The sequence below is a fragment of the Halalkalicoccus sp. CG83 genome, from assembly GCF_037081715.1.
GTDB lineage: Archaea > Halobacteriota > Halobacteria > Halobacteriales > Halalkalicoccaceae > Halalkalicoccus > Halalkalicoccus ordinarius.
The window spans coordinates 1-581 of sequence record NZ_JAZDDH010000006.1; the positions used below are offsets into that span (position 1 = coordinate 1).

The window sequence follows — 581 nt, forward strand, 5'->3', positions numbered from 1 at the left end:
TCCATCTCGAGTTCGATGAGGCGGTTGAGCTCGACCGCGTACTCGATCGGCAGCTCCTCGGTCAGCGGCTCGATGAACCCGCTGACGATCATGCGTTTGGCGTCGTCGTCGTCCAGCCCACGCGACTGGAGGTAGAAGACGTCCTCGTCGCCGATCTTTCCGACCGTCGCCTCGTGAGCGACGTCGACCCGGGACTCGTTGATCTCCATGTACGGCATCGTGTCCGAGACCGACTCGTTGTCGAACATCAGCGCGTCACACTCCACCGACGTCGACGAGTCGTGTGCCCCGTCCGAGATGTGGACCAGCCCGCGGTAGTTCGTGCGCCCGCCGTCCTTGCTGATCGACTTCGACTCGATCGTCGAGTTGGTGTCGGGCGCGTTGTGATACACTTTCGCGCCGGTGTCGATGTCCTGGCCCTCGCCCGCGAACGCGATCGAGATGTGGTTCGCGCTCGCGCCTCGCCCCTTCAGAATGGTACAGGGGTAGAGCATCGTGGCCTTCGAGCCCATCGAACCGCTCACCCACTCCATGCGCCCGCCCTTCTCGGCGATCGCGCGCTTGGTGTTCAGGTTGAACGT

1 protein-coding gene is annotated in these 581 nt (G+C 63.5%); it reads right to left on the reverse strand.

Going from position 1 to position 581, the window contains the following annotated elements; all coding sequences use genetic code 11:
• A partial coding sequence (locus V0Z78_RS18920; RefSeq protein WP_336346244.1) for a SufD family Fe-S cluster assembly protein occupies positions 1-581 on the reverse strand: 581 nt, incomplete at both ends.